Origin of the sequence: Marinobacterium zhoushanense, from assembly GCF_014641945.1 — a bacterium.
Lineage (GTDB): Bacteria > Pseudomonadota > Gammaproteobacteria > Pseudomonadales > Balneatricaceae > Marinobacterium_D > Marinobacterium_D zhoushanense.
The window spans coordinates 80,152-105,548 of sequence record NZ_BMIJ01000008.1 but is presented as its reverse complement, the minus strand read 5'-3'; the positions used below and the strand labels follow the sequence as shown (position 1 = coordinate 105,548).

22 protein-coding genes and 1 riboswitch are annotated in these 25,397 nt (G+C 49.9%); of the genes, 17 read left to right on the top strand and 5 right to left on the bottom strand.

Annotated elements, in window-relative coordinates; all coding sequences use genetic code 11:
• Window positions 1-109 precede the first annotated feature (109 nt).
• From IEX40_RS18460 to IEX40_RS18445, 4 genes are read right to left on the bottom strand one after another with little or no spacing between them, the layout of a single operon-like run.
• Window positions 110-1,798, bottom strand: coding sequence for a flotillin domain-containing protein (locus IEX40_RS18460; RefSeq protein WP_188750994.1), 1,689 nt, complete (start codon window positions 1,796-1,798; stop codon window positions 110-112).
• A 36-nt stretch (window positions 1,799-1,834) separates the two neighbouring features.
• Window positions 1,835-2,479 (bottom strand): YqiJ family protein, encoded by a 645-nt coding sequence (locus tag IEX40_RS18455; RefSeq protein WP_188750992.1) that lies wholly within the window; start codon window positions 2,477-2,479, stop codon window positions 1,835-1,837.
• Entirely contained in the window at window positions 2,479-3,132 is a 654-nt protein-coding gene (locus tag IEX40_RS18450) for a PspA/IM30 family protein (RefSeq protein ID WP_188750990.1), read from the bottom strand. The genes IEX40_RS18455 and IEX40_RS18450 overlap by 1 nt, the downstream gene beginning before the upstream one ends.
• 4 nt (window positions 3,133-3,136) lie before the next feature.
• A complete protein-coding gene (locus IEX40_RS18445; RefSeq protein ID WP_188750987.1) occupies window positions 3,137-3,469 on the bottom strand; it encodes a hypothetical protein in 333 nt (110 codons plus the stop codon).
• A gap of 392 nt (window positions 3,470-3,861) precedes the next feature.
• Window positions 3,862-3,990, top strand: a riboswitch (guanidine-I (ykkC/yxkD leader).
• Window positions 3,991-4,086: 96 nt separating this feature from the next.
• On the opposite strand from IEX40_RS18445, the gene IEX40_RS18440 reads away from it, so the two are divergent.
• From IEX40_RS18440 to atzF, 7 genes are all read left to right on the top strand, one after another.
• Window positions 4,087-5,160: a putative urea ABC transporter substrate-binding protein gene (locus IEX40_RS18440; protein WP_188750985.1), complete on the top strand. Its 1,074-nt coding sequence runs from the start codon at window positions 4,087-4,089 to the stop codon at window positions 5,158-5,160.
• A 48-nt stretch (window positions 5,161-5,208) separates the two neighbouring features.
• Entirely contained in the window at window positions 5,209-6,027 is an 819-nt protein-coding gene (locus tag IEX40_RS18435; protein WP_188750984.1) for an ABC transporter permease, read from the top strand.
• Complete coding sequence (locus IEX40_RS18430; RefSeq protein ID WP_188750982.1) at window positions 6,027-6,800, top strand: ABC transporter ATP-binding protein; 774 nt, start codon at window positions 6,027-6,029, stop codon at window positions 6,798-6,800. Before IEX40_RS18435 ends, IEX40_RS18430 begins: the two co-directional genes overlap by 1 nt.
• A 60-nt stretch (window positions 6,801-6,860) precedes the next feature.
• Window positions 6,861-7,577, top strand: coding sequence for an urea amidolyase associated protein UAAP1 (locus IEX40_RS18425; RefSeq protein ID WP_036185739.1), 717 nt, complete (start codon window positions 6,861-6,863; stop codon window positions 7,575-7,577).
• 10 nt (window positions 7,578-7,587) lie between these two features.
• Window positions 7,588-8,229, top strand: coding sequence for an urea amidolyase associated protein UAAP2 (locus tag IEX40_RS18420; RefSeq protein WP_188750980.1), 642 nt, complete (start codon window positions 7,588-7,590; stop codon window positions 8,227-8,229).
• A gap of 75 nt (window positions 8,230-8,304) precedes the next feature.
• The gene (gene uca, locus IEX40_RS18415; RefSeq protein WP_188750978.1) at window positions 8,305-11,919 is read left to right on the top strand and encodes an urea carboxylase; all 3,615 of its coding nucleotides are present in this window, start codon (window positions 8,305-8,307) and stop codon (window positions 11,917-11,919) included.
• Between the two features lie 10 nt (window positions 11,920-11,929).
• Window positions 11,930-13,750: an allophanate hydrolase gene (gene atzF, locus IEX40_RS18410; protein WP_188750976.1), complete on the top strand. Its 1,821-nt coding sequence runs from the start codon at window positions 11,930-11,932 to the stop codon at window positions 13,748-13,750.
• 13 nt (window positions 13,751-13,763) lie between these two features.
• On the opposite strand, the gene rfaH is transcribed toward atzF, so the two are convergent.
• Entirely contained in the window at window positions 13,764-14,258 is a 495-nt protein-coding gene (gene rfaH, locus IEX40_RS18405; protein WP_188750974.1) for a transcription/translation regulatory transformer protein RfaH, read from the bottom strand.
• 261 nt (window positions 14,259-14,519) lie between these two features.
• Between rfaH and IEX40_RS18400 the strand changes: the two genes are divergently transcribed.
• The 10 genes from IEX40_RS18400 to IEX40_RS18355 all read left to right on the top strand — a co-directional run bounded on the left by IEX40_RS18400 (window position 14,520) and on the right by IEX40_RS18355 (window position 25,373).
• Window positions 14,520-15,686: a nucleotide sugar dehydrogenase gene (locus IEX40_RS18400; protein ID WP_188750972.1), complete on the top strand. Its 1,167-nt coding sequence runs from the start codon at window positions 14,520-14,522 to the stop codon at window positions 15,684-15,686.
• Between the two features lie 21 nt (window positions 15,687-15,707).
• On the top strand, window positions 15,708-17,504 hold the full coding sequence (locus tag IEX40_RS18395; RefSeq protein WP_188750971.1) for an ABC transporter ATP-binding protein: 1,797 nt from the start codon (window positions 15,708-15,710) through the stop codon (window positions 17,502-17,504).
• A gap of 24 nt (window positions 17,505-17,528) precedes the next feature.
• Window positions 17,529-18,575, top strand: a complete 1,047-nt coding sequence (locus IEX40_RS18390; RefSeq protein WP_188750968.1) for a glycosyltransferase — start codon at window positions 17,529-17,531, stop codon at window positions 18,573-18,575.
• Window positions 18,576-18,583: 8 nt separating this feature from the next.
• On the top strand, window positions 18,584-19,693 hold the full coding sequence (locus IEX40_RS18385; RefSeq protein WP_188750966.1) for a hypothetical protein: 1,110 nt from the start codon (window positions 18,584-18,586) through the stop codon (window positions 19,691-19,693).
• The gene (locus IEX40_RS18380; RefSeq protein WP_188750964.1) at window positions 19,686-20,471 is read left to right on the top strand and encodes a polysaccharide pyruvyl transferase family protein; all 786 of its coding nucleotides are present in this window, start codon (window positions 19,686-19,688) and stop codon (window positions 20,469-20,471) included. Before IEX40_RS18385 ends, IEX40_RS18380 begins: the two co-directional genes overlap by 8 nt.
• A 70-nt stretch (window positions 20,472-20,541) precedes the next feature.
• A complete protein-coding gene (locus tag IEX40_RS18375) occupies window positions 20,542-21,552 on the top strand; it encodes a glycosyltransferase family protein (protein WP_188750963.1) in 1,011 nt (336 codons plus the stop codon).
• A 68-nt stretch (window positions 21,553-21,620) separates the two neighbouring features.
• The gene (locus tag IEX40_RS18370; RefSeq protein WP_188750961.1) at window positions 21,621-22,547 is read left to right on the top strand and encodes a glycosyltransferase family protein; all 927 of its coding nucleotides are present in this window, start codon (window positions 21,621-21,623) and stop codon (window positions 22,545-22,547) included.
• Window positions 22,547-23,785, top strand: coding sequence for a glycosyltransferase family 4 protein (locus tag IEX40_RS18365; protein WP_188750959.1), 1,239 nt, complete (start codon window positions 22,547-22,549; stop codon window positions 23,783-23,785). The genes IEX40_RS18370 and IEX40_RS18365 overlap by 1 nt, the downstream gene beginning before the upstream one ends.
• A gap of 150 nt (window positions 23,786-23,935) precedes the next feature.
• On the top strand, window positions 23,936-24,763 hold the full coding sequence (locus tag IEX40_RS18360) for a glycosyltransferase family 2 protein (RefSeq protein ID WP_188750957.1): 828 nt from the start codon (window positions 23,936-23,938) through the stop codon (window positions 24,761-24,763).
• Window positions 24,750-25,373 (top strand): sulfotransferase family 2 domain-containing protein, encoded by a 624-nt coding sequence (locus IEX40_RS18355; RefSeq protein WP_188750955.1) that lies wholly within the window; start codon window positions 24,750-24,752, stop codon window positions 25,371-25,373. The genes IEX40_RS18360 and IEX40_RS18355 overlap by 14 nt, the downstream gene beginning before the upstream one ends.
• Window positions 25,374-25,397 lie beyond the last annotated feature (24 nt).

Genomic DNA, 25,397 nt, shown 5'->3' with positions numbered 1-25,397 from the left:
ATTCGAGTGGGGCTGTTGTGAACAGCGGTTTTTTCGGGCGTCGAGGTATGGATGGAGTAACGGAGCATGACTGCGCTCGGTTACTCCATTAAAGTGGGGAGTATAGCGGTCAGTTGCTCAGTTCGCGGGCAAAGTCCTGCACGCCGGCTTCTTTCAACAGAGAATCGACAAGCGGTGCCATTGCGCGATGCTTCAGCGCGCTGTTTACCAGCGCTTCCGGAAGGCTGTGATCGCTGCCAGCGCCCTCCTTGTCGAACAGACCCTTGCCACTGCGTTCGCCACCCATCTGGCTCAGGCCATCGATAGAGATAATTTTCATACCCTCGATATTTTCCAATGGCTTCACGCTCTCGCGCACAATACCCGGCAAGGCGTCGTGCAGACTGAGTACACGCTTAAGCGCAATCTGCGCATCGCTCAAGCTGTTCAGGGCCTCGTTCATCAGACGCTGACCTTCAGCATCCACGGCATATTTCTCGCGGTCGGCCTCCACCTTGATACGAATAGCGTCGGCTTCGGCATGAGCCTGGAGACGCAGCGCTTCCGCTTTGTCTTCCGCCGCCATTTTTTCCGCTTCGGCCGAGATTTTCACTCCGGTAGCCTGACGTTCAGCCTCTTTCTGCGCCTCGATCAACTCAATCGCCTTCTCACGTTCGGCAATCTCCACCTGCTTGGCAGTTGTTACCTTCTCTTCGGCACGTACCGCATCCGAGCGCGCTTCGTTGGCCAGTTTATCGGCCAGCGATTGCTCCTTGGACTTCTCGGCCACCGCAATGGCCCGCTCCTGCTCGGAAATCTCCAGTGCCTTCTGTTTCTGAATCTGCCGCTCGGCCAACTGACGTTCGCGCTCGATCTCCTGCTCCTGCAGACGACGCTCTTTCTCGATCTCCAGCAGTCGGGTAGCCTGGTCGGCCGCGATCTTGGACTGGTCGATCTCGCGTTGCGCCTCTATCTCAGCCTGCTTCGCACTACGCTCCTTGTCCGCGCGCTCTTTGGCAATCTCGGCCTGCTGATCCGCCTCGCGGGTGGCAATTTCACGCTCCTGTTCCATTTTCGCGTAGCGGGTTTCCCGTTCAATCTCGAGACGCTGACGCTCCGCTTCCAGGTTTTTCTGTTCGATCAGAACGCGGGTTTCCTGCTCGATTTCGTTCACTTCCTTGCGCCGCGCTTCGATGGAGCGGGTCATGCGTGCCAGACCTTCGGCATCGAACACGTTATCCTGCGAGAAGAATTCCCGTGGGGTTTGGTCGAGACCGGTCAGGGATACCGATTCCAGTTCCAGACCGTTTTTCAGCAGATCTTCACTCACCACCTGCTGCACTTTCTGCACAAACTGGCTGCGCTGCTCATGCAGTTCGGCCATCTCCATCTCGGCGGCGACGGAACGCAACGCATCGACGAACTTGCCTTCGATCATCTCCTTGAGCGCGTCCGGATCCAGGGTGCGCACCCCCAGCGTCTGCGCCGCATTGGCAATGGCGTCGGTATCGGGTTTCACCCGCAGATAGAATTCCGCCAGCACGTCGACGCGCATCCGATCTTTGGTGATCAATGCCGCCTGCTCCTTGCGCGATACAGCCAGTCGCAGAGTGTTCATGTTGACCGGAATGATCTCATGCAGGACCGGCAGCACCACAGCGCCGCCATTCATGATGACTTTTTGCCCGCCCATGCCGGTGCGGACAAAAGAGCGCTCTTTCGATGCGCGGGTATATAAGCGGGCGAAAATCATGCCCACAACCAGTAGGCCGACAAAGATGATGCCGGCGTAAAGGGTCACCGAAAACAGGTTATCCATTGAAACTCCTTGAAGGTTAAGTGCAATCCATGGTCTTTATTGCAGATGTTGATTGTCGGAGCGGATGCACCGGTACACCGCGCCCTGTTTCTGCACTAGCAACACGCTCTCGCCGGCGCCGTAAGATTCACCATCATCCGGCTCCACCATCATGTAGTGAGTGGTGCCAAAACGGTCGCGCAAGCGCGCTTCCGCCGGGCTGCCCTCGCGGGCTTCGCCCAGGGTGATAGTGGCGATCTGGCCGATGAACGATGCGGAGGAGACCGCCTCGGTTTCGTCTTTCAGCAGTACCTTGCCCAACGTGCCGGCCAGCAGACGCGTCAGAGGCAGCGCCACGGCCAATGCCGGCACTGCGGCAACAATTGCAGGAAGCGTAAAGCCCAGGGTGGACTGCATCAGTGACTGCAGTGCTACGCCGCTAAGGCCAAATAGCATCAACAGCAGTACCAGAATGATCAGAACCGGTACCTGACCGATACGCAGCCAGGCAAGAAAGCGGCTCAGCCCCAGGTTGGGCGCGTCACCATCGATGCTCAGATCGACCTCCGGCAGCAGAGCGTCAACAAACTGCGACAGCCCCAGGCCGATCACCACCAGTGCCCCTTCGAGCACAGCGATGATCAGCATCAGTACCAGCGCAACGGCAAAGGGGTAGTTAGCATCTGCAAACAGAAAGGCCATTAACCGTCCGCCTGCGATTTAACCCGGGCCAGACGCTCCTGAATCCGATTCTGGCGCGCCAGCTGATCCAGCTCCGCCAGTTTTCGCTCATCTCCGCTGCTGACGCCTGGCGCGCCCGCTTTGCTCAGTATTCGGTTAAACGCATCGGTTGCCTGTTCAACCTGAGTTTCTACCGTAGCGGAGCCTGCATGCTCGGCCTGAACCGCGGCACCACTGACCTTTGTATACTCGCTCAGGGTCTCATGCATTTCGCGCTTTTTGGCCTGCAGGGCCTGAATATAGGCGTTCAGCTCCTTAATTTCGGCGTCGCTGTCAGCAATGCTTTTTTCCACCACCGGTATCATGGCTTCAATATCCATCTGGCGTGATATGGCCACTTCCGCCAGGTCGTCGCGTCGCTGGGATACGGCAAGCTCAATCTGCTCCTGCAGTTGTGCATGGCGGGTGTTGTCGCTGTTCAGGCTTTTCGAGCTCAGATAGCGTGCCGCTTCGACCTTGCCCAACTGTGCCCGGACATCGGCAATGGCGCTGTCGATCTCTCGAATCGCTTCCTCCATCACGGCGGTTGGCGCGGTATTTTCCAAACTGTCGACCAGTGAATTGGCGGAAGCCGACACCAGTCGACCTATGCGTTTGAATAATCCTTCAGACATAACGCTACTCCTTGGCATTTGAGATATTGAGGCGATTGAGATCGTTTGGCAGCCTATTTTTGACCTGTATGGCCATATCCGTATTCAGCAGGTCACCACTGGCTTCGGGTATCAGTGCGGGTACCAGGCGGCGAAGGAGTTGATCTACGGCGAGGAATGGTGACGGTTTAAATTGGGTAGCGGAGGAGCTGCCGTCCTGCGACTGAATACGTGTCGCGCTCTTGGTCAGTGGGTCAAAAATGGTGTAGATAGGCACGCCGAATCGCGTGATAGGCGTCAGGTAGGCGTAATCATCTTCAGATACGCGGACACTGATCGATTGTGACTTGCTGATCATCCTGTTTCGTCGTCCCTGTCCGTGGGCTGCATACAAATGTAGACAGACCGCTGCTGCAGATCAACAACAAAATGGTCAGGCTGATACGGCTCAGAAATCCCGGGCCAGGCAAATGCACGGATTCGCCGGCAGCGAGACCGGAATGATGGGGTTTTATGCCCTGTGTTGGTGCGCGTGCTCAGTGTGGGGGCATGCGGTTGCAGGTATGCCTGACAGGCTCCCGGTGATAATCAGGGCTTTCGATGTAACAGAGTATCGGCTATAAATGTTTGAATATTTTTGGAATAGTGCCTGGTTTTCTGGTTGTTGAAACGGCACTCATGGCTATCTGGCCCGATACTTGTATAAAATCAGTGGACCGTACTCTTGGCGATACGGCGAATACAATCTGGAAAATAGAGCGCTAGGGTTCCGGTCACCTCCAAATGATAGGTGACGACTGGTCCGAGAGCACTCGACCTCTCAGCTAGAGCGATTCGGCTCGGCGATGGGTTACACGGCGGGATAAAAGCCCGGGAGACTTGTTTGGCGTATTGGCCAAGAGTACTCCGTAACGACCGTGACACCCTGAACGCAGACCGAAACGCATTCTGGAACTGAAGCTGAAGAGGTTCGACATGAAGAAACATTCTGCCACAAAACGATTCGCAACCAAGCTTTCCGCACTCGCTCTATCTGCTGCACTGCTGTCTCCCTCCGCGTTTGCCAAAGATGATTTCAAGATCTGCTGGTCGATCTATGTCGGCTGGATGCCCTGGGCCTATGGCGCCGAAGAGGGGATCGTCAAGAAGTGGGCCGACAAGTACGACATCACTATCGATGTGGTGCAGATCAACGACTACGTCGAGTCGATCAACCAGTACACCGCCGGCGGTTTCGACGCCTGTACCATGACCAACATGGATGCGCTGACCATCCCCGCGGCCGGTGGAGTGGATAGCACCGCACTGATCGTCGGCGATTTCTCCAACGGTAACGACGGCGTTGTGTTGAAGGGCAAAGAGTCTCTGGCCGATATCAAGGGCCAGAACGTGAATCTGGTCGAGCTCAGCGTATCCCACTACCTGCTGGCGCGGGGTCTTGAAACCGTCGGTATGTCCGAGGCGGACGTGCAGGTGGTCAACACCTCCGATGCCGATATGGTCGCCGTCTACGGCACCGACGATGTCACTTCTGTCGTGACCTGGAACCCGCTGCTCAGCGAAATCACCGCCATGCCCGACTCGCACAAGGTGTTCGACTCCTCCCAGATTCCGGGCGAGATCATCGACCTGCTGGTGGTCAACACCGATACCCTGGCCGAGAACCCGAAGCTGGGTAAGGCGCTGGTCGGTGCCTGGTACGAGATCATGGGACTGATGAGCGGCACTGGCGTGGAGGCGGAAGCGGTCCGTACCTACATGGCACAGGCGTCCGGTACCGATCTGGCTGGGTACGATGCGCAGCTGGCCAGTACCGAGATGTTCTACACCCCTCAGTCCGCGCTTGAGCTGACCAACAGCAATACCCTGAAAACCACTATGCAGCATGTGGCCGAGTTCTCCTTCGATCATGGCCTGCTCGGTGAGGGTGCCCCGGATGCCGGTTTCATCGGTATCGAAACCCCCTCAGGCGTATTCGGCAGCGAGAGCAATATCAAGCTGCGCTTCGATCCCACGTATATGCAGATGGCGGCCGACGGCCAGCTCTAATCTCCTGAAGAACCGGAACGGGGGCGTGTGCCCCCGCAGGGATCTTTCATGAAACGAATGATCAACAAGACGCCGGGATCGGTATTGCGAATGTCGCTGGGGTTGTTGCCCTTCGTGCTGCTACTGCTGATCTACATGGCCGGTTCCGACGCCCGTCTGGAGCTGAACCCGGACGACAAGCTGCTACCCAGCTTTGCGCAGATGGGCGATGCGATCCACCGCATGGCGTTCGAGCCGAGTAAGCGCACCGGCGAGTACCTGTTCTGGGCCGATACCGGCAGTAGTTTGAACCGGCTTGGGCTGGGTGTGGTGATCGCCGCGCTGATCGGCTTGCTGTTGGGGATGCTGACCGGCGCCCTGCCGATGATCGGTGCCGGAGTCTCGCCGCTGCTGACGGTGATCTCGCTGGTGCCGCCACTGGCACTGCTGCCGATCCTGTTCATCGTGTTCGGCCTGGGTGAGCTGTCCAAGGTGGTACTGATCGCCATCGGTATCACGCCGTTTATCGCCCGCGATATCCAACGCCGCACCGAAGAGATCCCTTCAGAGCAGTTGGTAAAGGCACAAACGCTGGGCGCCAGTACGCTGCAGATCCTGATCCGCGTGGTACTGCCGCAGTTGATGCCGAAGCTGATCGACGCGGTACGACTGTCATTGGGTGCCGGTTGGCTGTTCCTGATTGCGGCGGAAGCGATCGCCTCCACCGACGGCCTGGGTTACCGCATCTTCCTGGTACGTCGATACCTGTCAATGGATGTGATCCTGCCCTATGTGGCCTGGATTACGCTGCTGGCGTTCCTGCTCGACATCGCATTGGCCTTGTTGAGCCGCCGGCTCTACCCCTGGAACGTACAAGGAGGCCGCTGATGATCGAAGCCAGAAACCTGTGGAAACGCTACGGCGACAACGTGGTGCTGGAGCGGATCAACATGTCGGTGGCCGAGGGTGAATTCGTCACCATGGTCGGTACCTCCGGCTGTGGTAAAAGCACCTTCCTCAAGATGCTGCTCGGCACGGAGACGCCCACCAGTGGTGAGCTGTTGCTCGATGGCAAGCCGATCCCGGATGAGCCGGGGCCGGATCGTGGCATCGTGTTTCAGCAGTACTCCGTGTTTCCGCATATGACCGTGCTGGAAAACGTGATGACCGCCAAGGCGTTCGCCCGTAACGGCATCACCGGTTACCTGTTCGGTGGTGCTAAACGCCAGGCCCGTGATGAAGCGAAAGCGATGCTCGATCAGGTGGGGCTCAGCCAAGCCTTGGATAAGTATCCTCACGAGTTGTCCGGCGGCATGAAGCAGCGTCTTGCCATCGCCCAGGCATTGCTCGGCAAGCCGCGCATCCTGCTGCTGGACGAGCCGTTCGGTGCATTGGATCCAGGCATCCGTGCCGACATGCATGAGCTGGTGCTGAACCTCTGGCACGAGCACAAGCTGACCGTGTTCATGGTCACCCACGATCTGAAAGAGGGGTTCTACCTCGGCACCCGGCTCTGGGTGTTCGACAAGCTCAGACAGGACCCCCAGGCCCCAAACGCCTACGGCGCCAGCATCACCTACGACCTGCCGGTGGGCAAGCTCGACCGTGCAACCTACGAAGAGATTGATGACAACCTCAGGCCCGTTGCTCAGCTCGCCTGAGCGGCATAAAGGCAAAGCGTTGAAATACCGTCTGAACCGAGGTTGAGAAGGAAACAAGAGATGAACGAGATCCAATACACAACAGAGATCGCACCGGGCGGCCACTGGTCGCTGCGGCTGCGCAAGGGCACGCTGATGCGGCTGACCGATATCGTCGGTGGCGCAAACGTCGGCATGCTGTTCTACAACCCGGAAAACCTGCTCGAGCGCTACAACGCTCCCGATACGCTGAAATGCCAGCACACCTTCAAGCTGACCCGGGGCAACTGCCTCTACTCCGATATGGGGCGCATCTTTGCCTCCATCGTCGAGGACAGTCTGGGCTGGCATGAAACGGTCTGCGGTAACAGCCATGCCGATCAGGTCGCCGCGCGCTGGGGCAAGCGTGACTACCAGAACGACCGCAACGACTGGCACCAGAACGGCTATGACGCCTTTCTGGTGGAGCTGGCCAAATACGGGCTGGGCCGTGCCGACACGGCGGCCAATATCAACTGGTTCAGCAAGGTGGGCACCGATGCCGAGGGCAATATGGCGCTGGTCGAGGGGCATAGCGCAGCGGGGAGCAGCGTGACGCTGCGCTTCGAGATGGACACCCTGGTGCTGCTGCACACCTGCCCCCATCCGCTTAGCACCGCTGCCGAGTATCCCCGCAAGCCGGTACGGATCGAGCTGGGCGAGGCGGAACCGGTCGCCGATGACGACTACTGCCTGAACTTCCGCCCGGAAAATCGACGCGGATTCCAGAACAATGCCCTGTACCACCTGGGCAGATAAGGAGAGCGCCATGCTGACCGAAAGTACACGCCAGCCGGAGCAGGCTGTTTCCCGCACCACGATCGATGCCGGCGACTACTACATCGGCACCGTCAAAGCGGGCCAGACCCTGCGCATCCTCGATCTGGAGGGGAATCAGGCCGCCGATACCCTGTTCTACAGCGCGGCAGACCCGAGTGAGCGCTACAGTGCGATGGATACCATCCGCGAGCAGGGTAACGTCTACCTGACCACCGGTTCGGTGCTGCGCTCCAACGATAACACCCCGATGTTGGAGATCGTGGCCGACACCTGTGGTCGACACGACACCCTTGGCGGCGCCTGCGCCACCGAGAGCAACACCGTGCGCTACGACCTGGAGAAGCGCTGCATGCACGCCTGCCGCGACAGCTGGATGCTGGCGATCGCCGAGCACCCGGAGTACGGCATCGAGAAGCGCGATATCAGCCACAACATCAACTTCTTCATGAACGTGCCGGTAACGGAAGAGGGCGGACTGACCTTTGAAGACGGCATCTCCGCGCCGGGCAAGTACGTGGAACTGACCGCGTTGATGGATGTGGTGGTGCTGATCTCCAACTGTCCGCAGCTGAACAACCCCTGCAATGGCTATAACCCAACGCCGGTCGAGCTGATCGTTTGGGATAACTGATATCGACGCAAGCCCCTCAGTGGACGACCACTGTTGAAATCAAAAAGCGGGACGACCCGCATCAGGGTTTTGACCATGTTTACCAAAGTTCTGATTGCCAACCGCGGTGCCATTGCCACCCGCATTATTCGTACCCTCAAGCGCCTCGGTATCGGTTCGGTCGCCGTCTATGCCGACTGTGATGCCGACAGCCTGCACGTGCGCCTGGCTGATGAGGCGTATTGTCTGGGCGAGGGCGGTGCCGCCGATACCTACCTGAATGTGGAGCGCCTGCTGCAGATCGTGGCTGAGAGTGGTGCCCAGGCGATCCATCCCGGTTACGGTTTCCTCAGCGAGAACGCCAGCTTCGTGGGTCGCTGCGAGGCGGCGGGTATCGCCTTTGTCGGCCCGACGCCTGAGCAGATGCAGGCGTTTGGCCTTAAGCACCGGGCGCGTGAGTTGGCGCTTAACGCCGGTGTGCCGCTGCTGCCCGGCTCTGATCTGCTGACCGATCTTGACGCAGCTAAGCGCGAGGCGGCACGGATCGGCTATCCGGTGATGCTGAAGAGCACCGCCGGTGGCGGCGGTATCGGCATGCAGCTGTGCCATGACGAAGCGGAACTGGTCGGCGCCTTCGACAGCGTCAAACGCCTGGGAGCCAGCAACTTTGCCGACGATGGTGTGTTTCTGGAGAAGTTTATCAAGCGGGCTCGCCATATCGAGGTGCAGGTGTTTGGCGATGGTCAGGGCAGTGCGCTGGCATTGGGCGAGCGCGACTGTTCCAGCCAGCGCCGCAATCAGAAGGTGGTGGAGGAGTGCCCGGCGCCCAATCTGAGCGATGAGGTGCGCGTCGAGCTGCACACCACCGCCGAAAAACTGCTCTCCAGTGTCAGCTACCGCAACGCCGGTACCGTGGAGTTTATCTACGATGCCGACACCGACGCTTTCTACTTCCTTGAGGTAAATACCCGACTGCAGGTGGAGCACGGCGTGACCGAGGAGGTCTACGGTGTAGATCTGGTCGAGTGGATGCTGCGTCAGGCCGCAGGTGAGGCGCTGGCGCTGGATGACAAACGTGCCGCTCTTAATCCAGGCGGTCATGCAATACAGGTACGCCTCTACGCCGAAGATCCCTACAAGGGTTTCCAGCCCTGCGCAGGCCTCTTGACCGAGGTGGGGTTCCCGGAAGGTGAGGGGGTGCGCATCGACCACTGGATCGAGTCCGGCATCGATGTGCCGCCGTTTTTCGACCCAATGCTGGCCAAGGTAATCGTGCATGCCGAGGATCGTGATGCTGCGCTGGCCAAGCTGCAGCAGACGCTGGACGATACGCGACTCTACGGCAGTGAAACCAATCTGGGCTATCTGCGTGCGTTGAGCCGAGATAACGTGCTGGCCAAGGGGGAAGTGACCACTCGCTATCTGAACCGCTTCGTCTATCAGCCGGCACGGATCGATGTGATCCAGGGGGGGACGCAAACGACGATTCAGGACTTCCCCGGCCGCATGGGGCATTGGGATGTGGGTGTGCCGCCCTCAGGCCCATTCGACAGCTATGCCTTCCGTCTGGCCAACCGCCTGCTTGAGAACCCAGAGGATGCTGCGGCACTGGAGATTACCCTTCAGGGGCCGGTGCTGAGTTTTGCCAGTGACACCCAGATCGTACTGACCGGCGCTCAGATTGAGGGCAAGCTGGATGATCAGCCGTTGCCGCTCTGGCAGGTGGTTGAGGTTAAAGCGGGCCAGCAACTGAGTCTGGGGCGGATCAAGGAGGCGGGGGTCCGTGCCTATCTGGCGGTGCGCGGCGGTATTCAGTGCCCTGAATATCTCGGTTCCAAATCCACCTTCACCCTGGGCCAGTTCGGTGGTCATAACGGCCGCGCCTTGCGTGCCGGCGACGTGCTGAAGCTGGATGCCTCCGCCGAGCCGGTATCCCCGGTTGTGCTGCCAGCGGCGTTGAAGCCGGCCCTGTCCAACTCCTGGCAACTGCGTGTGATCTACGGCCCCCATGGTGCGCCGGACTTCTTTACTTCTGAGGATATCGATACCTTCTTTGCCACCGACTGGGGGATCCACTACAACTCGAGCCGCACCGGCGTACGTCTGATCGGCCCGAAACCGAATTGGGCCCGCAAGGATGGCGGCGAGGCGGGGCTGCATCCCTCCAACATTCACGATAACGCCTACGCCTTTGGCACCGTGGACTTTACCGGCGATATGCCGGTGATCCTGGGGCCGGATGGTCCCTCTCTGGGCGGTTTCGTTTGTCCCGCCACGGTGATCACGGCGGACCTGTGGAAGCTGGGCCAGCTCAGGGCAGGAGACAGGGTGCGTTTCGTGCCGGTTTCCATCGAGCAGGCGGTCGCGCTGGAACGGGCGCAGATGGCGCAGATAGCCTCCTTGACTGAACAGACCTTAGAGTGGAAACCGGTGGAGCCTACCTCCCCGATTCTGAAAACCCTGGATGCCTCAAAGTTTGGAGACGAGATCGTCTACCGTGCGGCGGGCGATCACTTCCTGCTGGTGGAGTATGGTGAGCAGGCACTGGATGTCCGCTTGCGTTTTCGTGCCCATGCGTTGATGCAGTGGCTGCAGAAAAACCGCTTGCCGGGTCTGCGTGAGCTGACGCCGGGTATCCGTTCATTGCAGATCCATTTCGACTCCCAGCAGCTCAATCACGCCGATCTGCTTGAGCATCTGGAAAAGGCTGAACGGTCGCTGGCCGAACAGCTGACCGAGCTCACCGTACCCTCGCGCATCGTGCATATCCCGCTGTCATGGGATGACGTGGCCTGCCGTCTGGCGATCGAGAAATATGACCAGTCGGTACGCAAGAACGCGCCTTGGAGTCCGAGCAACCTGGAGTTTATCCGCCGTATCAACGGGCTGGAGAGTATCGATGAGGTCAAGAAGGTCGTTTTCGATGCGTCTTACCTGGTGATGGGGCTGGGCGATGTCTATCTGGGGGCGCCAGTGGCGACACCGATCGATCCACGCCACCGTCTGGTCACCACCAAGTACAACCCGGCGCGGACCTGGACCGCGGAAAATTCCGTTGGTATCGGCGGTTCCTACCTCTGCGTCTACGGCATGGAGGGGCCAGGCGGCTACCAGTTCGTCGGACGCACCCTGCAGATGTGGAACCGCTATCGCCAGACCCGGGAGTTCGAAAACCCCTGGCTGCTGCGCTTCTTCGATCAGATCCGCTTCTACGAGGTCAGTCACGACGAGCTGCAGACGATCCGGCGCGATTTTCCGCAGGGCCGTTATCCGCTCAAGATCGAGGAGTCGAGCTTCTCGCTGTCTGATTACGAGCGGTTTATCGAACAGAACGCAGTGGAGATCGACAGCTTCAAGGCGAAGCGCAATGCCGCTTTTGAAGAGGAGCTGGCGCGCTGGCACGCCAACGGACAGTTCATCTTCGAGACCGAAGAACTGGAAACCAGCGATCAGGAGGAGAGCTGGCCGGAGGAGAGTTTGGTCGTTGATAGCCCAGTTTCAGGCAGTGTCTGGCAGACCGAGGTGAAGGTAGGCGACACAGTGGAAGCGGGACAGGCGCTGATGATTCTGGAGTCGATGAAGATGGAGGTCCCGATCCACGCGCCCAGTGCCGGTGTGGTGAGCCACATGTTGTTGAATGCGGGCAATAGGGTGAACGCCGGGCAGGCCCTGGTGGTGATTGAGGAGTCTGTACTGGACGAGCAGGTTTAAGGAGATCGATATGAGCAGCAATATGACCATTGCGCGTCTGCGCGCCGCCTATGCAGCAGGTACCCTGACACCAACTCAACTGATGGACGATATTCGTGAACGTTCGGCGCAGTATACCGACCGTAATATCTGGATTCATCAGCTGACCGAGGCGGAACTGCAGCCCTACCTGGAGGCGCTGGAACAGAAAGCAATCGACAGCCATCCGCTCTGGGGCGTGCCTTTTGCGATCAAGGACAATATAGATCTGGCCGGTATCCCGACCACCGCAGGCTGTCCCGAGTTTGCCTATACCCCGAGTGAATCCGCTCAGGTTGTGCAGCAGCTGCTCGATGCCGGTGCCATCCCCGTAGGCAAGGCCAACCTGGACCAGTTCGCCACCGGCTTGAACGGCACCCGTTCACCCTATGGTCCGGGCCGCAACGCCTTCGATCCCGACTACATCAGTGGCGGCTCCAGTGCCGGTTCCGCCGTCTCGGTCGCGCTGGGGCTGGCCAGCTTCAGCCTGGGCACCGATACCGCCGGTTCCGGCCGCGTGCCCGCCTGCTTTAACAACCTGATCGGTCTAAAACCCACGCGAGGGTTGCTATCCAGCACCGGTCTGGTACCGGCCTGCCGCAGCCTGGACTGCATCAGTATCTTCGCCCTGACTGCGGATGATGCCAATGAAGTGCTGGCGTGCGCAGAAGGATTTGATGAGCGTGATGGCTATAGTCGAGCCAACCCCTTTGCTAACCAGAGCCGTCACTACGGCTTTCGCGATGGCACCCTGAAGGTCGGCATTATGCCAGAGGCACAACTGAAGTTCTTCGGTGATAAGGGTTATGAGAGTGCGTACAAAGAGACCTTGGAAAAGCTTCGGGGGTTGGGGCTGGAGTTTGTCGAGATCGATTACGAACCGTTCAACGAAGCCGCGCTGCTGCTGTACGAGGGGCCCTGGGTGTCCGAGCGCTACATCGCCTGCCAACCGCTGATCGACGATAATCCAGGGGCTATCCACCCGGTGGTGCGGGCGATCATCGAACCGGGGGGTAAGCCGCTGGCCACCGAGCTGTTCAAGGCACAGTATCGCCTGGAAGCGTTGAAGCAGAAATGCCAGGCGCAGATGGCTGGCCTGGATTGCCTGCTGACCCCTACGGCGGGGCGGTTGTTTACCGTCGATGAAATGTTGTCTGAGCCAATCCTCTACAACTCCCAGCTTGGATACTACACCAACTTTATGAACCTGCTCGACATGACCTCTGTGGCGGTACCCACGGCGTTCACTGATGAAAGCCTGCCTTTTGGTATCACGTTAGTGGGGAATTACTTCAGCGACCGTGCGTTGCTGTCGATCGCCAACCGAATCCAGCGGGGGCTGGCGCTGCCACTGGGTGTCGAACCAGCCACTGAAGCAAGTGCCGACGAAGAGGGTCTTCATACTAACCCTGTAAGCAATCCTGACTGGATCGACGTCCTGGTCTGCGGCGCCCATCTGGAGGGGCTGCCGCTGAACTGGCAGCTGACCGAACGCGGGGCGGTATTGAAACAGACGACAACCACTGCACCGGTCTATCGCATGTATGCGCTTGCGGGTGGCCCGCCCTATCGTCCGGGTCTCGTGCTGGATGACAAAGCGGGTGAGGCGATCAATGTGGAGATCTGGTCGATACCGGCTGCAGAGTTTGGCAGCTTCGTTACCGGAATTCCGGCACCCCTGGGTATAGGCAAGGTGCGTCTGGCCGATGGTGGCGCCGTTAGCGGCTTTATCTGTGAGCCCTATGGTCTCGAAGGAGCTGAGGAGATAACAGCCTTTGGTGGTTGGCGTTCCTATCTGAAATCCAAAGCATGATATGTAAGGCGCCTCAGGGCGCCTTGATATCTTTTAGATCGACGGACAGCTTCTGCCAGCGTCCCAGCAGTTCCAGTAGCAGGAAGGCACGCTGCTCACCGTCATACTGCAGAAAGACTGCGTCGAGGCCACGGAAGGGGCCCTCCGCGATCTCGACCTTCTGATCCACTTGCAGCTGATGTACGGGTTCTTTGTCCCTGCGCAGTTTGCTCCGTAACGCTTCAACCACGTTGTGGGGCACGATGGCGGGATTGTTGCCAAAGCTGACCATCCGAGCTACGCCTCGAGTGGAACGAATTGGACGCCAGTTGCTCTCAACTTCCGACAGGTAGATGAACAGGTAGCCGGGAAACAGTGGCTCGATCTGCTCAACGCGTTTTCCGCGCTTGATCTTTTCGACGCTGACTTGAGGGAAAAAAACGTCATAGCCCTGATTCTCAAGCTCGGTACAGGCGCGTGCAGCCTGCCCCGGCTTGGATTGCACGACATACCAATGAAAGCCAGACATCTTGTACCCAATCAATCGAAAAGCCAGTACGGATTATAGGCGTGTAGGGCTGCCAACCAAAGTCGTGTAGAATCGCCCTGTTCAAATTGGTGGGGGTGCCCTTGTGAGAGGGGGCCCAAAGCAGGGTTTTGGGGAGTATCCGACAGGCAACCTCCGGGCGGTAGCGTGTCTGATGACCAGGAAAGGTCAATGCCGGGCGGTAAAACGTCGGGTGGTCAGCGCTATGTTCGGTGCTTCTCGATCAACGGGTAAGACAGAACAGTGAAAATTGCAATTGCCGGTACCGGCTATGTAGGTCTCTCCAACGCCATCCTTCTTGCCCAGCATAACGAAGTGGTGGCGCTCGATATCGTCGAAGAGAAGGTCGCACTGCTCAATGATCGCAAGTCCCCGATAGAGGACGTGGAGATCGAGCAGTACCTGGCGGAGAAAACGCTGAACTTCCGTGCCACCCTGGACAAAGAGAGTGCGTATCAGGGGGCTGACTTCGTTGTCATCGCGACGCCAACGGATTATGACCCGGAGACCAACTACTTCAACACCAACAGTGTGGAAGCTGTCATCCGTGATGTGCTGGCGATAAACCCGGATGCGGTGATGGTGATCAAATCGACCGTGCCGGTCGGTTACACCGCCAGCGTGCGCGAGCAGTTCAATACCCAGCAGATCATCTTCTCTCCCGAGTTCCTGCGTGAAGGCAAGGCGCTTCACGATAACCTCTACCCCTCCCGTATCATCGTCGGTGAACAGTCCGAGCGCGCAAAACGCTTTGCTGCCCTGTTGCAGCAGGGGGCGATCAAGCAGGATGTACCGACCCTGTTCACCGACAGCACCGAAGCTGAAGCGATCAAACTGTTCGCCAATACCTACCTGGCCATGCGTGTCGCTTACTTCAACGAGCTCGACAGCTACGCCGAAACCCACGGCCTGGATACTCGCCATATCATCGAAGGTGTAGGCCTGGATCCCCGCATCGGTAGCCACTACAACAACCCCTCCTTCGGCTACGGCGGTTACTGCCTACCGAAAGACACCAAGCAGCTTCTCGCCAATTATGCCGACGTCCCCAGTAACCTGATCCGCGCCATCGTTGACGCCAACACCACCCGTAAGGACTTCATTGCCGATTCCGTACTACGGCGTAATCCGAAGGTCGTCGGAATCTACCGTCTGGTGATGAAAAGTGGCTCGGATAACTTCCGTGCGTCTGCTATTCAGGGGGTGATGAAGCGGATTAAGGCGAAGGGGGTTGAAGTGGTGGTGTATGAGCCTGTGCTGGAACAGGATGAATTTTTCCACTCTCGTGTTATTCACGACCTGGCTGAATTTAAAAACAGTAGTGACGTCATTATCGCTAACCGCATGACCACGGAGATTGAAGACGTAGTTGAAAAGGTTTATACGCGGGATCTTTTTGGTAACGATTAAATATAAATTTCTTGATTTTATATGTTTAGACAACTGAAGCTTCTTTACAAACTACTATCTTCTGATCAGCGTAAAAACCTACTGATTCTTCAATTGTTTGTCGTGCTAATGGCATTCGCAGAAATGGCTAGTGTTTTTTCGATAGGTCCGTTTATGTCGCTTGTTGCAAATACAAAACGCATAGAGGAACCAGGGATAGTAGCAAACCTCTATCATCATAGTGGACTAAATACACCAGAGGATTTTCTGTTTTTCTTGGCAATCTCTGTAATAATAGTGTTAACTTGTTCAGCGTGTATTTCAATATTTACTACATGGCGTTTATCAAATTATGCACAACAGCTAGGAGCAGAGTTGAGTTCGCGTTTGTATAGATACTATATGCAACAAACGTGGCTATTTCATGCGAATGGAACTAGCGTGCATTTGATAAGTAAGATAGGTTCAGAGAGTAATCGGTTAACTAACCAAGTAATTACGCCTTTTCTACAACTAAATGCGCGTGTTGTGATGGCTTTGGTTATGACAACAGCGATATTTATTTATAACCCTTTCGTTGCTATCGCTGGACTATTAATTTTCACTACCGCTTATTTTGTGCTTTATCGTACGGTACGGAGACGTTTGCAGAATAACGGGAGTGTTATAACGGAGGTTAACCGCGATAGATTGAAACTGATGCAGGAAGGATTCGGTGGCATTAAAGATACAATGTTATTAGGTCGTCAGTCTAATTTTAATCTGAGGTTTGCTGAAACAAGTAGCCGTTATGGCCGAGCATTAGGAGCTAACATGGTGTTGGCTCAAGTTCCTCGTTATGCGATGGAATTGTTAGCTTTTAGCTCCATCATAGTATTGGTAATGTACTTACTATCAGTTCACGAAGGTGATCTCGCAACTGTTTTGCCAGTGCTGGCTGTATACGCGTTAGCTGGTTTTAAGCTGCTTCCGGCCTTCCAACAAATATATGTGGCTTTGGCAAGCTTGCGTGGGAATATGATAGTATTCGATAATTTGAAAGCGGATTTGGAATCAAGCAAGTTTTCTGAAACGAACACCGAGATAATAACTAATAAGGATGTTGATTTTCAATCTGAAATAACCATGGATAACATTTGGTTTCGTTATCCAAATAAGAAAGATTCTGTTCTTAAAGGGTTAAATGTTAGCTTTCCAAAAAATAAAGTAATCGGTTTGGTTGGCGCCTCAGGATCTGGTAAGTCAACGGCTATTGACATCATTCTAGGACTAATTGAACCTGATATTGGTTGCTTATGTGTCGACGGAGAGCAGATAGATAGTGAAAATAAGCGAGGCTGGCAGAATAAAATTGGCTATGTTCCACAGTCAATATTTTTAGCAGACTCGAGTATTCGAGAAAATATTGCCTTTGGCTTATCTCCAGAAAAAATTGATGAAGATAAAGTTAGAAATGCTGTGCGTATTGCTCATTTAGAAGATTTAATAAAAGAGTTACCAGAGGGTTTAGACAGCAGAGTTGGAGAGCGTGGTTTGCAGTTGTCGGGGGGGCAGCGCCAGCGTATTGGAATCGCTAGGGCGTTATATGATGGTGTCGAAGTATTAGTCATGGATGAAGCCACTAGTGCGCTCGATGGGATTACTGAAAAATCGTTAATGGACGCTATCCATGACTTGTCAGGCAAAAAAACGATAATAATGATCGCACATCGGCTCGCAACCGTAAAGAAATGTGACAATATTTATTTGATGGGTGAGGGTAGAGTGATAGACAGTGGCACTTATGACGAACTGGTGTGTAGGAACGATATGTTCCGTCGTATGGCCGACCATATTTAGTTAGTTTTATATTTAATGGTATTTATGACTTCTAATGAGAAAAAAATAAAGTGGCTTGGAATACATGATCATGCTAACTATGCAGCGAAGTGGCTAGACCAGGAAACTCCTTATAGCTGGCTTAGAGTTTTTGAAAAGGCGGATTGTATTGAACGTCATGCCTTTTTAAGAGAAGGTAATTTATCTCATAAGATGAGTGGTCCAATAAGAGGTGTTAATTATAGATTTTTCAAAGAAGGGTTTGAATCTTGGGTCGAGGAGATAGAGAAATTATCTCCAGATGTTATTTTATATAATCTGTGTTGGTATAGCGATGCTATTAAACCTTTGGTTAGGTTAAAGGCTAGCTTACCAAACTCCATCCACATTATTCGAGTACATCATGATGTTTCCTACTTATCTATGCAGAGAGGCTTTAAAGAGACAGTACTCGAATGTGATGTGGCTATAGTTCCTACTGAAAATCAAGCCGAAGAATTGCGGAATATCGGTTTTTCAGGTGATACACATGTGCTGCCATTTGGCATAAATCAAAATGAGTTTAATATATATAAGAAAGAATTTAAAGAAAGGCGGATTGATATAATTTCAGCAACTAATACCCATCCGGCAAGAAATTTGCCATTGTTGAATAAGGTATATGAAAAGTTAACTGCTAAAGGTATTAATGTAAAAAACGTTGTGGGTTTGCCAAGAACTGAATTAAGTGAATTGCTTGGGGATTCGAAAATATTCCTGCTAACTTCTATGACAGAAGCTAGCGGTTCGAGAATTATGTTAGAAGCAATAGCTGCTGGCTGCTACCCGATTGCATTTGCTGAGTGTAGAACAGCAAAAGAAGTTTTGGATAGTCATGGCTTTGGTACGGTGATAAATACAGAAATAAAGCTTAAAATGCCACAAAAAAAGGTTAAAGTCCCATTTTTTGCCGCAAGTAATATTTCAAATCGTATACATACAATGTTAAATGAGCTTAAAGGTTTTGATGGCAGCCAAATAAGATTAAGTGACGACTATTTTTACGATAATGAAATAGAAAAATTACTTAATATCCTGAGAAGATATGGGTGATATCTTTTATGACGGGCTTTTCTGGTTCATTATTTAAAAGTTTATTGAGAAAGCTGTTTAAAAAAATTCAAATATTCAAAAACAAACTTCTCCCTAAGCTGTTTTTGATCGAGTATGCAGTAAAAAAAGGCTACTTGCAAAAAACATTAAATCCTCATCCTTTTCTACAAAAAAAAATAGCATTTAAACTGCAGGATGAAGGCTACTGTTTCAACCCTTCTCTATATTTAGGGAGTAAGGGTATGGTATTGGTATATAGATATGTGGGCTCAGATAAAGTACGGAAGTTGAAGTTTTCTCTTCTGAGTTATGATAAATTTGAAGTAATTGTTGAAAAAAAAACAGCAATTGGATTGTACGAGAATGGAGCCAAGTTGGATTGGTGCGCAGATCCAAGATTCTTTTTATTTCGTGGCCGGTTATATCTAACATATAACACTGGGCACTCGGAAGTGCCAAATGAAATATATATTCAAGAGGTGAATGAGAATCTTGTTCCAAAATCAAATCCAATCAAACTGATAAAAAAAGATGGGCGAAGATCTATAGAAAAAAACTGGGGTTTCTTTGAATATAATAACGATCTTTTTGCAGTGTATTCAATCTCTCCATTTGTTGTGCTTAAAGTGGAAATGGATCGATCTAAAAATATCGCGAACGCTTATGAGTATTCAAAATTTATTTGGGACTCTAATTACATTGAAGAAAAGTTTGGAGAGCTTAGAGGGGGAGCTTCTCCAATTAAGATAGGGGGGGAGTTTTATTACATAACGCAGAGTCATGTAAAATCTCTATCAGGCGATATATATACCGGTTCTATGATTTCATTTACCTCAGTGCCGCCATTTAGACCCGTAAAAGTAGCGTGTAAACCGTTATTTAAATTGTCTGTTGATGAATACCGTATGCAACCAAAAAATAAGCTGAACGGTAGAGTAGAGGCATGTTTTTATCCTTGTGGTGCAGCTTACCAAAAAGACAGCCATAGTTTATTTATCTCTTATGGAATCAATGATTGTTATAGCGGGATGCGCATTTATCGCTTTTCAAATTTAGTTGCAATGCTTGAGAATGTGAAAGGACTTGATCAGATTGGTCTTGGGTTTAATTATGCCTAATATTATTTATTGGAATCCAAGGAAAAAGTATTTTAAAAATAAACCTTTTTCATACCTGCCAATATATAAAAGGGTGAATAATTTTGGAGATCTGATTGGGCCAATGTTGGTTGATAAAATACTTTCGGAGTCTAAGAAAAAAGTTAATTGTGCTAAGAGCGATGTTAACTTACTTACAGTTGGTTCAATTCTACATTTTGCGTCAGATGGTGATGTTTTGTGGGGGACAGGGAGAAATGGGAAAATATTAAACAAATATGATTTTAATTCTCTTGATATAAGAGCGATTAGAGGGCCGTTAACTCAAGATTTTTTAGAAAAAAAGTCAATTTCATGCCCGTCTGTTTTTGGGGATCCTGGATTACTTTTCCCTACTTATTTCCATAAATATGTTTCACAATCATTCCATAAAAAATATGACTTTACCGTTGTGCCCAATCTGAATGATTTGGATTATTATAAGCAAGATGCCAATGTCGTTAGTCCCACAGGTAAATTTGATGAAATAATTAGTAGGATAGTTCAAAGTAACTTTGTTGTTGGTTCCTCGTTGCATGCGATTATTATTGCTGAAGCTTTTGGTATACCTGCCAGATTGATTAAGAGTCAAAATGAAGATGACTTTAAATATGAAGATTATTATTTAGGTTCTGGACGTGGCGGATTTAATGCTGCGAGGTCTGTTGGCTCTGCGTTAGAAATGGGTGGCGAGCCATCAATTGATTGGGATGGTAAAAAGTTATTGGAATCGTTTCCATATGATTTATGGGACAAGTAATTCTTTGCTTTAATAAAAAGCCGTCGGCGAAAATATCTCTTTTTTTAGTATGTAATTACTTTGATTTCATATGAAAAAGATAGCCTATATACCTTACAAACTAAATAATAATGAATATTGTGAGCTCAATATAAATATGTTGAGTGAAATTTATGATGTTGTTCCAATATGTAAGAAGTGCGAATTTTTGGAAAACCCATTTCGATATGTATTTCGCAAGGAATACGATTCGATAATAATAAACTGGCACGAAAATGCTTTAAGAGGAAATAATGGTGAGTTTTCGTTGACAGGATTCGCCAAATGTTTCTTATATGTATTGTTGTATCGCATAATGGCCCGGCGAGTTGTTTATGTGCGTCACAATATATATCCCCATCACATGTATGGGTGGAGAGCAAAACTTGCAACCAGATTGACGTCTTTTCTGGCTGATTTAGCGAGCCTAAAGGTTACACATTCGGGGCACCTATTAAGACAAGGCTATAAGTATATACCACACCCTTTGTATGAAATAAGTGTAACTTCAGGAGATGGAATATTAAGTAGTAAGGGAATGGCTGACTATTTTGTTATGTTCGGAAGTATTGCTCGATATAAAAATATTAGCGATGTAATCCGTAATTGGAATAGTTGCAAGAAGTTGGTCATAGCAGGGCGTTGTGATGAAATAGGTTATTTGAATGAGCTCCAAGATTTAGCTAAAGGTAAAAATGTTGAGATTGTAAATCGCTTTTTGGATAAAATTGAAGCTCAGGAATTGGTATCGAAATCGTCTGGGCTAATATTAGCTCAAGTAGATAAAGAGATGATAGTAAGTGGAAGTTTTTTTTATGCTGCATCTCTTGGAGTACCTGTTATAGCGATCGAAACTCCGTTCTTATTATGGCTTTCGACAGAGATAGGTTTCGATGGACTTACCACATATAAGACAATAGGTGAGTTAGTTGAGTCAGTTTCAAAAAATATTAGTAGCCAGCTTGCAAGCAGGGAAGCGATTCGAAATCGAGCTAATGAGTTATTTGGTGATAGTGCCGTGAAAAATGTGTGGCAGACTATATTAGGAAATGTGGAAAAATAATTCACATCAGTATTCTATGTCTAGCTATTTAACCTTGTTAATTCTTTCAAATATGTTGAAGTGTTTAGATGAGTCTGGCTCCAATTGTTCTATTCGTTTACAATCGAATTGATCACACAAAAAGTACAATTAGCGCTCTTGCCAATAATGAGCTTGCACAGCAAAGTGATCTTTATATTTTTAGTGATGCTGCTAAGTATGAAAAGGATACTGGTAAAGTAATTGAAGTTCGTAATTATATAAAGTCTATTGATGGATTTAATAGTATTAAGATTATTGAACGAGAAATTAATTTGGGGTTGGCAAAATCTATAATCGATGGCGTGACAGAGGTTATAGATAAATATGGTAAGGTGATTGTATTAGAGGACGATATAGTAACAAGCCCTTACTTTTTGAAATTTATGAATTCTGCGTTGGATACTTATTTATATAGTCAAGAGGTTTGGCATATAAGTGGGTGGAACTATCCTGTAGCTCTAAATAAAGAAAAAGATGTCTATTTTTGGCGGGTTATGAATTGCTGGGGGTGGGCTACGTGGAAAAATCGATGGGATGCTTTCAGAAAAGATCCTGAAAGAATTATTAGTGATTGGTCTGATCAGCAAAAATACGATTTTGATTTGGAGGGTACGAGTGCTTTTTGGCCTCAGATCATTGATAATAAATTAGGAAAGATTAATACTTGGGCCGTTTTTTGGTATGCGACGATCTTCGAAGCAGATGGACTGTGTTTAAATCCGGCAATATCCTATGTTGATAACATTGGTCGTGACGGTAGCGGGGTAAATTGTGGGAATAGCACTGACTCTATAATTAAAGCAAAAAATCCTATTTTGAATAGTACTTATAAAATTAATTGGGACTTTTGCTTCCGCGAGGATGAAGACTTCGTTCTAGCTGTTAAAAAATACTATAAGAGTAGACGTAAAAATATATTTTATCGAATAGTTAATAAGATAAGTCGAATTTTGACAGGTAAAAATTTTATATAATGAAAGTATTACATGTTAGTACTTACGATATATATGGTGGAGCAGCTAGAGCAGCATATCGGCTACATGAGGCTTTGTTAAATGAAAATGTAGACTCAAAGATACTTGTTCAAAGTAAAAGTGGAGATGACGATTTAGTTTTAGTGAGCAAATCAAAAATAGTGCGTTTATTTAATAAGCTGCGCCCTGCTTTTGATTCGTTGCCTTTAGTTAGATACTCGGACAGAAGTCGAGTATTGTTTTCTCCGGCCTGGCTACCTTTTTCAGATGTTGTAAAAAAAATTAATGAGGTCAAGCCAGATATAGTACATCTTCATTGGTTATGTGATGGAATGGTTTCGGTTGATGAACTGGCTAAAATATCAGTGCCGGTTGTATGGACGCTCCATGATATGTGGGCATTTACCGGAGGGTGCCATTATAGTGAAGGGTGTGAAAAATTTAAACATGGCTGTAATGGGTGTCCTTTATTAAAAAAGGGCGATAAGAAAGATCTTTCGTCATGGGTGATGAGAAGGAAAGAGAAGAGTTTCTCACGGATTCCATCCTTGACATTAGTCGGCGTTAGTCAGTGGCTAGAAAGAGAGGCTAAGGAAAGTTTTCTATTCGCCAATAGGCAGGCAATATCAATACCTAATCCTATTAATACTAACATATATCGTCCAGTCGACCGAAATGTTGCGCGACGATTGTTAGATTTGTCGCCAGACAAAAAAATTGTTTTGTTTGGTGCTATGGGTGCTGAAAGCGATGCAAGAAAAGGATACTCAAAGTTAGTAGAAGCGTTAGCTGCTTTAAACGTAAATGATGTTGAGTTGGTTATTTTTGGCAGTAGTCCTCCTCGTATACAAGACGGTGATCTAAAAGGAGTACATTATCTTGGAAGACTATACGATGATTTAAGCTTGTGTATCGCATACAGTGCTGCTGACGCTATGGTGGTCCCCAGTCTTCAAGAGGCCTTTGGACAGACTGCTTCAGAGGCCATGTCATGTGGAACACCTGTGGTTGCGTTCGATACGACAGGACTAAAAGATATAGTTGATCATAAGATTAATGGTTATTTGGCTAAGCCGTTTGAGGCTATTGATTTAGCTAAAGGCATTGAATGGGTTCTGCATAACAGCAATCATACTCAATTAAGTAAAAATGCACGTGAAAAAGTAGTTAATCAATTTGACTATGCGGTTGTTGGTGAAAAATATTGTGCTTTGTATCAGTCGTTGCTTAATTCATAATTTTTGTTTGTTGTTTTATCTATCATATTCTTAATTATCGATTCTTAATGCGGACAAGTTTAGCTTAAACTAGATTATAATATTGGTTATATTTAATGGCTTATCAGTGTGTTATTCGTAGTATTTTAATTATTTTGGAAATAGTAACGAATGGTTGAAAGGACGGGGGATACACGCAAGTTAAAACAGTGTAGTGGTGGAAAGCCTGTTATTAGTATAATTACAATAGTATATAACGGCGAAAAAAATATTGCTGAAACTATTAGTAGCGTAATAGAGCAGTCGTATGAGTATATCGAATATATTGTCGTGGACGGTGCTTCTACTGATAACACTATAAATATAATAAAGTCATATGAAGACCATATAGATTTATGGATAAGTGAAAAAGATGGTGGTGTATCAGATGCATTCAATAAAGGGATAAGTCTCGCATCAGGGGATTATATTCAGATGTTGAATTGTGGAGATATTTTGCTTTCCAGATATGAGATTGAAAGTATCATTCCTTATCTTGACACAGAAGTAGTCTGCTTTCAGTATAAAACCGATACCGGCAAGATCGCACCTGTTTATGAGGATTTTTCTAAAAAACGCAATGACGTGTATTCTGCCATTAAAAAAGCAAGGGTAAGTCATCAGGCGACATTTGTCAGGTCAGATGTTTTTCAGAATATTGGTAAATATGATTTAAATTACAAGATTCGCATGGATTTCGATTTTTTCTTTAGAGCGCAAAGGGTGTACGATTTCTCATATCACAATAAGCCTATAGTGTTCTATCGTACAGACGGTATATCAAGTCAACTCCGAAATAGTGCGATTTTCAAATTGGAAGAGTTTAAAGTTGTAACGAAGTTTTATAATAATGTTGGTTATAAATTAAATTTCTTCTCAAAGTTACCATTTTTTTTGGTTCGTAAAATCCTATCTAAGTTGTTTAGATCTTTAATCGGTCGTTCGCATGCTAAAGTCTGAAAAATATAAATTTTTATTTGTTCATGTTTATAAGAATGCTGGGACAAGTATAACTGAAGCGCTAATGCCCTATGCGGCAGGGCAGTGCATGCAATTTATAAATAGAATCAATAAAAAAGTGGCATTGCCTTTTGTCGACGTGCCACAGCCTTTTCATAGCCATATATCCGCTATTGAACTTATCGATAAGCTTGGGGAAGACGAATTTAAAAAATATTTCTCTTTCGCTTTTGTCCGTAACCCATGGGATTGGCAAGTGTCGCTTTACAAATTTATGTTGAAAGATAAATATCACTATCAGCATGAATTTATTAAAGGCCTTGGGGGATTCGAACAGTATCTGCAATGGCGGTGTTCAGGTAACGTCCGGCTCCAAAAAGATTTTATATGTAGTCGAACGGGCAGAGTCGCATTAAATTTTGTTGGGAAGTATGAGAATTTGGCAGTTGACTTTAAAAAAATTTGTTCTGAGGTAGGGATTGTTGCTGATTTACCTTGGCGTAACTCTTCGGGTGAGAAAAACTATAGGGACTTTTATAATGAAAAAACTAAGCTGTTAGTTGAAGAATCATTTAAAGACGATATTGATTTATTTGGCTATAGTTTTTAACTCTTTCTATATGCTTTCCGTTAT

What these genes read in the sequence shown, in the direction of transcription:
- IEX40_RS18460 (WP_188750994.1), bottom strand. Translation starts at nt 1,798, where the DNA reads ATGGATAACCTGTTTTCGGTGACCCTTTACGCCGGCATCATCTTTGTC.
- IEX40_RS18455 (WP_188750992.1), bottom strand. Translation starts at nt 2,479, where the DNA reads ATGGCCTTTCTGTTTGCAGATGCTAACTACCCCTTTGCCGTTGCGCTG.
- IEX40_RS18450 (WP_188750990.1), bottom strand. Translation starts at nt 3,132, where the DNA reads ATGTCTGAAGGATTATTCAAACGCATAGGTCGACTGGTGTCGGCTTCC.
- IEX40_RS18445 (WP_188750987.1), bottom strand. Translation starts at nt 3,469, where the DNA reads ATGATCAGCAAGTCACAATCGATCAGTGTCCGCGTATCTGAAGATGAT.
- IEX40_RS18440 (WP_188750985.1), top strand. Translation starts at nt 4,087, where the DNA reads ATGAAGAAACATTCTGCCACAAAACGATTCGCAACCAAGCTTTCCGCA.
- IEX40_RS18435 (WP_188750984.1), top strand. Translation starts at nt 5,209, where the DNA reads ATGAAACGAATGATCAACAAGACGCCGGGATCGGTATTGCGAATGTCG.
- IEX40_RS18430 (WP_188750982.1), top strand. Translation starts at nt 6,027, where the DNA reads ATGATCGAAGCCAGAAACCTGTGGAAACGCTACGGCGACAACGTGGTG.
- IEX40_RS18425 (WP_036185739.1), top strand. Translation starts at nt 6,861, where the DNA reads ATGAACGAGATCCAATACACAACAGAGATCGCACCGGGCGGCCACTGG.
- IEX40_RS18420 (WP_188750980.1), top strand. Translation starts at nt 7,588, where the DNA reads ATGCTGACCGAAAGTACACGCCAGCCGGAGCAGGCTGTTTCCCGCACC.
- uca (WP_188750978.1), top strand. Translation starts at nt 8,305, where the DNA reads ATGTTTACCAAAGTTCTGATTGCCAACCGCGGTGCCATTGCCACCCGC.
- atzF (WP_188750976.1), top strand. Translation starts at nt 11,930, where the DNA reads ATGAGCAGCAATATGACCATTGCGCGTCTGCGCGCCGCCTATGCAGCA.
- rfaH (WP_188750974.1), bottom strand. Translation starts at nt 14,258, where the DNA reads ATGTCTGGCTTTCATTGGTATGTCGTGCAATCCAAGCCGGGGCAGGCT.
- IEX40_RS18395 (WP_188750971.1), top strand. Translation starts at nt 15,708, where the DNA reads ATGTTTAGACAACTGAAGCTTCTTTACAAACTACTATCTTCTGATCAG.
- IEX40_RS18390 (WP_188750968.1), top strand. Translation starts at nt 17,529, where the DNA reads ATGACTTCTAATGAGAAAAAAATAAAGTGGCTTGGAATACATGATCAT.
- IEX40_RS18385 (WP_188750966.1), top strand. Translation starts at nt 18,584, where the DNA reads ATGACGGGCTTTTCTGGTTCATTATTTAAAAGTTTATTGAGAAAGCTG.
- IEX40_RS18380 (WP_188750964.1), top strand. Translation starts at nt 19,686, where the DNA reads ATGCCTAATATTATTTATTGGAATCCAAGGAAAAAGTATTTTAAAAAT.
- IEX40_RS18375 (WP_188750963.1), top strand. Translation starts at nt 20,542, where the DNA reads ATGAAAAAGATAGCCTATATACCTTACAAACTAAATAATAATGAATAT.
- IEX40_RS18370 (WP_188750961.1), top strand. Translation starts at nt 21,621, where the DNA reads ATGAGTCTGGCTCCAATTGTTCTATTCGTTTACAATCGAATTGATCAC.
- IEX40_RS18365 (WP_188750959.1), top strand. Translation starts at nt 22,547, where the DNA reads ATGAAAGTATTACATGTTAGTACTTACGATATATATGGTGGAGCAGCT.
- IEX40_RS18360 (WP_188750957.1), top strand. Translation starts at nt 23,936, where the DNA reads ATGGTTGAAAGGACGGGGGATACACGCAAGTTAAAACAGTGTAGTGGT.
- IEX40_RS18355 (WP_188750955.1), top strand. Translation starts at nt 24,750, where the DNA reads ATGCTAAAGTCTGAAAAATATAAATTTTTATTTGTTCATGTTTATAAG.